Consider the following 9,111-nt stretch of genomic DNA (forward strand, 5'->3'; position numbering starts at 1 on the left):
AATAGCGCAAGGAGTGGCGTGGCAAATGTTGGCGCAGGCGGCTCAAGACCACCTGGTGGCGCAGGCAGACATCGTGGGATTTGAAGTCGGCGGGGTGGTCCAGGGTATCCAGAAGTCGTTTCAGTTTTCGCTGCCGGGCCCGCTCCAGGGCGCGCCAATGCACCATCCAGTGGATGACCGGATGCAGGTCGGGGTCAATCCGTTCGTCGCTGTCGAACTCTCCCTGTCGGGTGCGACGGCACAGTTCGCCCAATGTTCCCAGCACACGCCGCACATAGCCCCGCCAGATGCGGTCTGCCACCGCCACGGCAAGCAGATTGACCACCACCAGACCAACCACCACCCAAAGCGCCTCCCTCTGGAAGGCCTCCCCCAGCACCAGACCGCCTTGATGCACCCGGTAGAGGTGACTTTCCAAAATCTGGGAAAAGCGGTGGTAGAGCCACAGGCTGCCCAGGACGATCAGCAGAATCTGCAGCAGCACCAGGGCCACCACCATGGCCATCTGCACCCGGTAATCGACATAAAGCCGTCGTTGCGGATCCATACTCACTCCTGAGGGGGGGATACTTTTTTGACTTTCAATATGTAATATTTTAAGCATCAAAAAAAGAAAATGCTCTATCCTTTGACTTGATCCTTTATTGAATCTTCCTGCAATTGCGCAACGGTATCTATATAACAATTATAGAAAATTAACAAAATAGCAAGTCAACGGACAGAACATTTTCTTTTTTTGATATTTAAAGGATTAAATATTGAAAGTCAAAAGCTTTGGATTCGTCACAAATCGTGACATGCCAGACAAAGCGACGAACCCTGATTGCTGATCACCAAGGCCCCGTGTTTCCGGCTGTACCCCTGGTGACAGGAGACGCAACTCACCCGACCATCGGGCATCTGAACCTCGCGGGGAATCTGCTCGACGTTGCGGTACCCCGACCGCACCACACCGTAAGGCGACCCCACGGGGTGACCACCGGCCCCTTCCCGATGCGTAACCGATACCCGACTGCCCTCCACCGAAAGATTCAAATTGTCCACATGACATTCCAGGCAAAGCAGGGAGGGACCGTCCAACGGCAGATTGTGGAAATCCCCGATGCCCTTTTCCAGATGGGCCAATCCCTGGAGAGAATCCCCGCCCTCCCGCATGCGACGGAAAAAGCCCTCGTCGTGACAGGCGGAGCAGAAGGCGCGGCCCCGTTCCTCGCCCCGCAGGGAGGCCTCCCCCGTTTCATGCACCCGGTGGCAGCTTCCGCAGGTCATCTCCCCTTTCCAGTCCAGCGGATACTCCGCCGGAAGCACACGACCCGGACGAAACCCTGAAGGATGGCTCTGGCGCACCGCGTCGGGATGACACTTTTCGCACAACCCCTTCCAGTCCGCCAGCAGCATGCGGGCGGTCCCGGCGACGGTGCGACTGCCCGCCACATGGCATTCGGAGCAGGCCATATCGGGATGAACCCGTTCCATCCGGTCCACCGCCCCGACCGCCCAGGTCAGCCCCGCCAAGAGAATGAGAACGGGCAGGCGGACGTTCACGGATCATCTCCCAATCGCCGTCGCAATGCCTGCAGAGTGCCATCCAGGCCGCCGTGCAGATTCTTGTCCGGAAGCGTCAGTTGCCGTTGGGCGATATCCACCAGATAGCTGGCTTCGTCGTAGTGGGTTTGTACCGACTGCAAAGCGTGCAGAAACTCCTGGTACTGCGCTTGCAGGGCCTCTTCCCGATCCGAGGGGTCTCCCTCGATGCGATGGCTCTCCATGGCGGCGTTCTGCAGCTTGAGAGTGAAGCGGTGCAGGGTTCCCGCCACCCGGAAGGTGCTGTAGAGCGCCACCAGAGCGGTGACCATGCCCGCCAGCAGCGCCAGGATCAGGGCCGCACCCACTACCAAAGGCAGCAGCCGGTTCTGCCGCCAGGCCAGTTGGACCACGATATCCCGGTAAGAACCCTCGAAACCGGACTCCAGCCAGGTGACGCCCAGCCACAAGCCCAGAGCCGAGGCCAATCCCAGAAACAGGGCGACCATGGCCAGACGTCGCAACACCTTCAAGGAAGGCGGCGCCCGCTCGGTCACCAGCTTGTCTTTTGCGGTCCTGGTTATGGACATCGGCCCGGACATGTCCCATCTGCGCAGGATTCCGGCTCTCCTGGTGGAAATGGCGCCGGAAACATGGTATCAATAGGGCTCATTTTGCCCGCCTTTCTTTCCGAGACAGAGGCCCGATGTCCCACGTCCAGGATAATTCATCTTCGCGCAAAAAGCTCTTTTTCTCGATGAGCATCAGTGCCCGGGTTCTTATTTCCACCGCCAGCGCGGTCGCGCTGGTCATGGTCTGGCTTATCGTCTTCTTCGTCAAGCATCAAAAAGAGACCATCCTGGCCCAGAACGAACGCACCATGACCTTGATGGTGAGCAATATCGGCAGTGGCCTGCGCACCATCATGAAATCGGGTTACGCCCACATCGCACGCGAGTTCATCGCCGACATCCGCAAGAACCCCGCCGTACTGGACTTCCGCATTTTGCGTGCCAACGGGTTGGAAGCCTTTCTGGACAACAGCACCATCGCCGAGGTGAACCGACGTCTCGGGGAGGAGGAGTTCCTGCCCCGCAAGGAGGAGAACAAGGTTCAGGTTCTGCCTGAGAACGACCCCAATCTGCAGACCGTCCTGAAAGACCATCACATCGTACCCCTGCACCACAAGAAGGACGGCGTGGCCCAGGTGACCTTTCTGGCCCCCATCCAGAAGGACGAGAAGTGCGGCAAGTGCCACGGCAGCGATGCCAAGCCCCGTGGCCTCATGCTGATCACCACCTCGCTGGCCCAGGTGGAGCAGGATATTCGGGATACCCGTCAGGAGGCCTTTCTGGTGGCGCTGGTGGCGCTCTTTTTCGTGCTGCTGCTGGTCTACGTGATGATACGCAGCTTTCTGATCCGGCCCCTGGGCCTGATCAAATCCTCCATGAACCGGGTTGCCGGGGGGCATCTGACGGAACGCATCGCGGTTCCCGGCAATGACGAAATCAGTGAAATCGCCGCCGCCTTCAACGAAATGGCGCGGCAACTGGCCATCACTTACGACGGGCTGCACCAGGAGCAGGACAAGCTGGCCACGGTGATCTTCGGCGCCCAGGAGGGCATCGTGGTCACCGACGGCAATCAGAACGTCGTCCTGGTCAACCCCTCCGCGGAACGCCTCGTCGGCAAAACCTTCGAACAAATCCGCGACGCCGGTTGGGAGATGCTGCTGGACGATGCCGACTTTCTGAAGGCTTTCGTGGCCAAGGGAGGCCGGGAGATGCCGGATCTGGTGGTTTACAACAGCCGGGCTCTGAAGCTCCACGCCGCCACCATCCACGCCGTGGATCAGACCGCCATCGGCACCTCCATCATGCTGCGGGATGTCACCGACGAAAAGAACCTGGAAGACAAGCTGCGGGAACTCTCCGTGACTGACGCCCTGACCCAGCTCTTCAACCGGCGCGGTCTCATGGAGGTTCTGGAGAAGGAGATCAAACGCTCCCAGCGCTACAACCACTTCCTGGGATTCCTGCTTTTCGACGTGGACCACTTCAAAAAATTCAACGACACCTATGGCCACGATCAGGGGGACCGGGTGCTGCAGGCCATCGGTCGCGCCATGAAGGAGCATTTCCGCAAGGTGGACACTCCCTGCCGTTACGGGGGCGAGGAGTTCTGCGCCATTCTGCCGGATACGGATCCGCGCGGAGCCTACATCGTCGCGGAACGCTTCCGCCGCCGCATCGAAGCCATGCTGGTGGATAACCTGAAAGTGACCGTCTCCATCGGCGTGGTCACCATTCCCGCCTGCGAGGTCAACAAGGCGGAAGACCTGATCAAAAGGGCGGACGAACTGCTTTATGAAGGCAAACGCAACGGACGCAACCAGGTGACCATCGGTATCCCCCTGGAAGATTTAGATTTATCAAGTGTCGAGATGTAGGAGCGTCAGTCAGATCATTGCCTTTGAGATCGGTTGTTGGAATGTCGTCGTGGGCCATGCGAACCGTGGAGGTACGGACATGAACAATACCAGGCAAATATCACCGAGCCGCTCCGTTGGAAGCGACGCCGAACAAGAGGAAAAGATCAAAGGAACCTCAACCCGGAAGCCGAATTCCCGAAAAGTCACAAATTTTCAATTACTCAAGCTTGAAACCCGCCTATTAAAAAAGGGCGCTGCGACATCCCGTCTTGCCTGCACCAACGCCCTCAAAGCTGGAAACAGCGTTCTGGTCGCCGAGGGAAAGTCCCTGGTGAAAATTCTCCCCTCCGGAGAAAAAGAAATTGTGAAAGATCTACCATACGATTCCTTCGTTCGTGTCACTAAAAAATATTATGTTATACGCAGCGATACCAATAACCGGTTGCACATTCCCCGTGGCCGGAAAAATTCCCCCCCATGAACAACACTCCACGCCTGCGCATGATAGCTGGCCCAAACGGCTCCGGGAAAAGCACGCTTTATAACAACGTAATATAACAAATATCATCCAAAAACGGTGAAGTTTATATCAACCCGGATGAAATTGAGAAGTCCGTCGCTTCCTCTGCATGGAAGTGCCTCGATTTTTCCACTTTCGGCCTGCAAACATCCAAGGAAATATTTACAGAGTTTCTTGAACAATCCGAATTATTAAGAAAAACAGGGCAGTTCAAAGATATATCTAAATTATGTTACAATACCAACAGGGTATACTTTCTAGACATCGCCATAAATGCCTACTTCGCCTCGGTATTGGCCGACTTCATTCGGCAACAGCTGATCAAGAGCCGTCTTTCTTTTGTAACGGAAACCGTCATGTCTTCAGAGGATAAAATTGAACTATTGAAAAAGGCCCGGGAAAGCGGCTATCGCACCTACCTCTACTATATTGCCACGAATGACCCGGACATCAATCTAAACCGGGTGGCCATTCGAATCCAGATGGGCGGACACTCCGTTCCGGAAGATAAAATCCGTGCCCGCTATCAGCGTTCCCTTGAACTTCTGCCCAAAGCACTCCTCTATTCCACCAGAGCCTACATTTTCGATACCTCGCAAGGCAAGAGGGCCTGGATAGCTGAAAAAACTGAAGAGAACTCACTGAAGATAGAAGGGGATTTCGTCCCGCGCTGGTTCGCCACCTTATTTAACCCTTTATGATTGTATAGGTTAGCCGCGCCACCGTGGAAAATCGACCGCAGGAACCCTTGCAACGGCGTCCTCTCGATCCGTGCATGGGTTCCTGCGGGAAACCAACCCGTCCAACAGCCCCTACTTTTTCACCGGCTTGATGTTTTCCAGCTTGTCGAAAGCCTGCCCCAGGAAGCCATCCTTCTCGCCCAGGGTGGCGGGGCGATAGATGTCGACCTTCTTGTAGCCCTGATCCACCATGTAGACGCGACCGTCCTCATCCACGGCGATCATGGAGGGCAGCATATATCGGGCCCGCTCGGTATCCGGACCACGATCCCCCACGAACAACAGCAACTGCCCCTCCTTGTTGAAGATCTGGAAATTGGCGTGGGAGGCATCCGAAATGTAGATGTTGCCTGCCTTGTCGGCGGCGAGCCCCTTGGGTCGGGCGAACTGCCCCAGGTTGCGCCCCACCCCGCCGAAGAAGCGCAGGAATTTGCCGTCCTGATTGAAGACCTGAACGCGGAAATTGCCGCCGTCCACGACATAAAGCAGACCGTCGGGGCCGAATTTGGCATCCCGCAGCAGATTGAATTCGCCCGGCTTCTCTCCGCGCTTGCCGATGTCGAAGAGCGGGGTGCCGTTTTTGGCGTCGAAAACCCGGATGCGGTGTGCCTCATCCCGCCCTCGGGAGGCGCCGGTGTCCACCACATAAATCCGGGTGGCATCCGGGTTCACCGCCACGGAAGAGGGTCGGTCGAACATCTCCTTGCCTCCCAGGGCCCGCAGATACTTGCCATCCGGACCGTAGACCATGACGAACTTCTTGGTGGCATCCATCACGTAGAGGTTGCCCTCCTGGTCCACATCCAAACCCATGGGTTTGGCCAGCGCGCCCGGATCCTCCTTGCCGATCTCGGTGAACTTGCCGTGTTCGGGATCGAAACGCATCACCGACCGGTTGATGGTATCGGAGACGTAGATCACCCCCTTGCGCACCGCGATGCCGTAGGGTTTGCCGAAGCCCTTGCCCTCCAGACCCGAATCGCCGGTGAGCATCTCCCGCATGGCCAGGCCCTTGCGGTCCTTGGGCTCGACATCGACGCTGGAGCGCAGGGTGCGCTCATACTGGAACCGGGCCTCGTCCGGCGGACTCGGAAAGACCAGGGGAGGCAGCACCTTGGCCTGTTTGCCCTCCACGCAGCCTCCGAGGATCACCGCCGCCCCGCTCAGGAGACACAACATCGCAGACATCGTCAGACGCAGTTTCATGAATCAATCTCCCATCGCCAACCGTTGCTTCCTGGTGTGCTAATTGCACACCATGTACCATTGATGCGTGATTTTGGAATTGGCCTTCAGCTCACTATTCGGGGATCTGGCAGCATGTGGCGAACCGGTCTGTTCATGGCGTTGTTCAGCGCCCTCGTTTTTCCAGGAAGTTCCAGCCTTGCCGGAGAAAAACCAACCGGTGCTGCCGAACTCTATCGCAAGCATTGCGCCACCTGCCATGGCCACAAAGGCGAAGGCAACACCACTCTGGGGCAAAGCATGAGCCCCCCGCCCCGCAAGTTCACCGATCCCGCCGGCATGATGGATCTGACCCGGGAACGCATGATCACCTCCATCCGCGACGGGCGCAAGGCCACGGCCATGCCCGCCTGGGGTGAACTGCTTTCCGCCGCCCAGATCGACTCCCTGGCCGACTACATCCGGGAACACCTGATGCCCAGCGCCATCGGCGGCGACGCCTCCCTGGGGCAACAGATATATGCCAAAAACTGTTCCGTCTGCCACGGGGATCGGGGAGATACCGCCGTGTGGGCCCAAAGCGGTCTGCAACCCGCCCCGCGCAACTTCACCACCGATCAGGCCCGCACGGAGCTTTCCCGCGAGCGCATGATCTTCTCGATAACCTTCGGTCGCGCCGAAACCGCCATGCCTTCCTGGAAGGAGCGTTTCTCCAAGGAGGAGATCGAAGCGGTGGTCGATTACATCCGGGGTGCTTTCCTCTTTCCCGAAGGGGAGACCCGCGCCAAGCCGGCGGACCATGCCGCTCACGGGGACGGCGCTCACGACCATTCCAGCCACTTCGACCTGCAGGCCATGTTGGCTCCATTGCCCAAGGGATTGCAAGGCGATGCGGGCTGGGGAGGATCTTTCTACGAAAAGAACTGCGCCACCTGCCACGGCAAGGAGGGTGACGGACAGGGTCCGCGTTCCGCCTTCATCAATCCCAAGCCCCGCAATTTCCGCCATCCCGCCTCCCAGCACAAGATGAACCGGCCTCACCTCTTCGAGGTGATCGCCAAAGGGGTGCTGAAGGCCGAGATGCCCGCCTGGGACAAGGTTCTCTCCGAGCAGGAGATCGCCAACGTCGCCGAGTATGTCTTCGTGGCCTTCATTCAGCCGGGGCATGCCACGGAGTTGCAGCAGTTGCAGGAGTCGGGGGCGGCGGACCACGACCATGGGGATCATGGGGAACACGGGGATCATGGGGAACACGACGACCATGGGGATCATGACCAGGCCCCTGCCGCCGAAGGGCATTCCCACTGATGAGAAAGCTGGTGCTGGGGTTGGCGTTGTGGGTGCCCCTCACGCTTGGTGCCGACCCCGCTCATGAGGCCGGGCGGGCGGTTTACAATTTCCGTTGCTATTTCTGCCACGGTTACTCGGGCAACGGGCGCACCCTGGCGGCCAGTTATCTCACACCGAAGCCTCGGGATTTCACCCGCACCGCCCCGGAGGCGTTGCCTTTGGAGCGTATGATCGCTTCCATTCGCCACGGCGTGCCCTCGACCGGCATGGCCGCCTTCGAAACCGTTCTCACTCCCGCCGAGATAGAGGCCGTAGCCGCTTTCGTGCGGCAGGAGTTCATGGTGGACAAGGCGGAAAACACCCGTTACCACACGGTAGCCAACGGCTGGGGGGATCACGAACGCTACCGGGAGGCCTATCCGTTCGCCCTGGGTGAGATTGCCATGGACCGGGCGGAGGAGACGCTGACCCCTGAGCAGCGGCGGGGCAAGGCCCTGTATTTGAGCGCCTGCATTTCGTGTCACGACTGGGGGCGGGTGGAGAAGGAGGAGCCGGTTTGGGAGCCGCGTGCGGTATCCTATCCGCGTGCGGGTTTCGTTCCGGGGCAGGAGTCGGTTCCGGATGCGGTTTCGGGGGCGTCGGTCTATGCCCGGCATGATCGGGCCCCGGTGTTGTCGGGGGAGGTTTCGCAGGCGGTGCGGGAGGGGGAGCGGTTGTTTCAAGGCAACTGCGCCTTTTGTCATGCAGCGGACGGCACGGGAAAAAACTGGATCGGCACTTTTTTGCAGCCGCATCCGAGGGATTTGACGGAGGCGGGTTTCAAGGCGCGGCGCAGTCGGGAGGGGTTGAAGCGGGTGATGGCCGAGGGTTTGGCCGGAACGTCGATGCCCGCCTGGAGGGGGGTGTTGAGCGAGGGGCAGATGGAGAATATCGCCGAGTATATCGAGCAGGCGATGTGATAAAAAAAATACCGGGGTCCGGGGGGGATTATCCCCCCCGGCGGGGTTCGGGGCGGAGCCCCGAGGTGTTGACCTGGCCTTGGCCTTTGGCGGGTCGAAGCCAAAAGGAGAAATTCCAGACGTCGAACCTCTTCCGAACCACGCTGTCACTTCGACCCGCCCGGAGGGGGCAAGGGGAGGGACTCATCCTCCCCATCCGTGAACGCGCCAACTCCACCGAGGTTCAGGTATTACAAGAACAAGGCTCTCGTTTCCTCGATCAACTCCGGTTGTGCATGGGTGTTGAGTTCAAGGATGGGGAGGATGAGTCCCTCCCCTTGCCCCCTCCGGCGGTCCGAAGCATTCATCGGGATCGCGTGTGGGATTGGCTTTTTGCGTTTTTATGGGGTGCTTCGGACCGCCACGGACACGGCCACGTCAACACCTCGGGGCTCCGCCCCGAACCCCGCCGGGGGGGATAAT

At 58.9% G+C, this 9,111-nt stretch carries 8 protein-coding genes and 1 pseudogene; 5 read left to right on the top strand and 4 right to left on the bottom strand.

The window, feature by feature from the left end; all coding sequences use genetic code 11:
• From HQL56_15600 to HQL56_15610, 3 genes are all read right to left on the bottom strand, one after another.
• Positions 1–547 (bottom strand): hypothetical protein (locus tag HQL56_15600; protein ID MBF0310944.1); only part of this gene is annotated, 547 nt, incomplete at its 3' end.
• Positions 548–783: 236 nt separating this feature from the next.
• Positions 784–1,545: a cytochrome c3 family protein gene (locus HQL56_15605; protein ID MBF0310945.1), complete on the bottom strand. Its 762-nt coding sequence runs from the start codon at positions 1,543–1,545 to the stop codon at positions 784–786.
• Positions 1,542–2,114 (bottom strand): hypothetical protein, encoded by a 573-nt coding sequence (locus HQL56_15610; GenBank protein MBF0310946.1) that lies wholly within the window; start codon positions 2,112–2,114, stop codon positions 1,542–1,544. Before HQL56_15610 ends, HQL56_15605 begins: the two co-directional genes overlap by 4 nt.
• Before the next feature lie 167 nt (positions 2,115–2,281).
• On the opposite strand from HQL56_15610, the gene HQL56_15615 reads away from it, so the two are divergent.
• The 3 genes and pseudogenes from HQL56_15615 (at position 2,282) to HQL56_15625 (ending at position 5,176) form a co-directional block, all read left to right on the top strand.
• A complete protein-coding gene (locus HQL56_15615; GenBank protein ID MBF0310947.1) occupies positions 2,282–3,973 on the top strand; it encodes a diguanylate cyclase in 1,692 nt (563 codons plus the stop codon).
• Between the two features lie 79 nt (positions 3,974–4,052).
• A complete protein-coding gene (locus HQL56_15620) occupies positions 4,053–4,436 on the top strand; it encodes a hypothetical protein (GenBank protein MBF0310948.1) in 384 nt (127 codons plus the stop codon).
• Positions 4,433–5,176, top strand: a pseudogene (locus tag HQL56_15625) (zeta toxin family protein). Before HQL56_15620 ends, HQL56_15625 begins: the two are co-directional and overlap by 4 nt.
• A gap of 111 nt (positions 5,177–5,287) precedes the next feature.
• On the opposite strand, the gene HQL56_15630 reads toward HQL56_15625, so the two are convergent.
• A complete protein-coding gene (locus HQL56_15630) occupies positions 5,288–6,421 on the bottom strand; it encodes a 6-bladed beta-propeller (protein ID MBF0310949.1) in 1,134 nt (377 codons plus the stop codon).
• A 114-nt stretch (positions 6,422–6,535) separates the two neighbouring features.
• On the opposite strand from HQL56_15630, the gene HQL56_15635 reads away from it, so the two are divergent.
• Both HQL56_15635 and HQL56_15640 read left to right on the top strand, forming a co-directional pair.
• Entirely contained in the window at positions 6,536–7,708 is a 1,173-nt protein-coding gene (locus HQL56_15635; GenBank protein ID MBF0310950.1) for a c-type cytochrome, read from the top strand.
• Positions 7,708–8,649 (top strand): c-type cytochrome, encoded by a 942-nt coding sequence (locus tag HQL56_15640; GenBank protein MBF0310951.1) that lies wholly within the window; start codon positions 7,708–7,710, stop codon positions 8,647–8,649. The genes HQL56_15635 and HQL56_15640 overlap by 1 nt, the downstream gene beginning before the upstream one ends.
• Positions 8,650–9,111: the final 462 nt, after the last annotated feature.

The sequence above is a fragment of the Magnetococcales bacterium genome (assembly GCA_015231925.1).
Lineage (GTDB): Bacteria > Pseudomonadota > Magnetococcia > Magnetococcales > JADGAQ01 > JADGAQ01.

Coding starts and splice junctions, on each gene's coding strand:
- HQL56_15620 (MBF0310948.1), top strand. CDS start 4,053: ATGAACAATACCAGGCAAATATCACCGAGCCGCTCCGTTGGAAGCGAC.
- HQL56_15640 (MBF0310951.1), top strand. CDS start 7,708: ATGAGAAAGCTGGTGCTGGGGTTGGCGTTGTGGGTGCCCCTCACGCTT.
- HQL56_15635 (MBF0310950.1), top strand. CDS start 6,536: ATGTGGCGAACCGGTCTGTTCATGGCGTTGTTCAGCGCCCTCGTTTTT.
- HQL56_15630 (MBF0310949.1), bottom strand. CDS start 6,421: ATGAAACTGCGTCTGACGATGTCTGCGATGTTGTGTCTCCTGAGCGGG.
- HQL56_15615 (MBF0310947.1), top strand. CDS start 2,282: ATGAGCATCAGTGCCCGGGTTCTTATTTCCACCGCCAGCGCGGTCGCG.
- HQL56_15610 (MBF0310946.1), bottom strand. CDS start 2,114: ATGTCCATAACCAGGACCGCAAAAGACAAGCTGGTGACCGAGCGGGCG.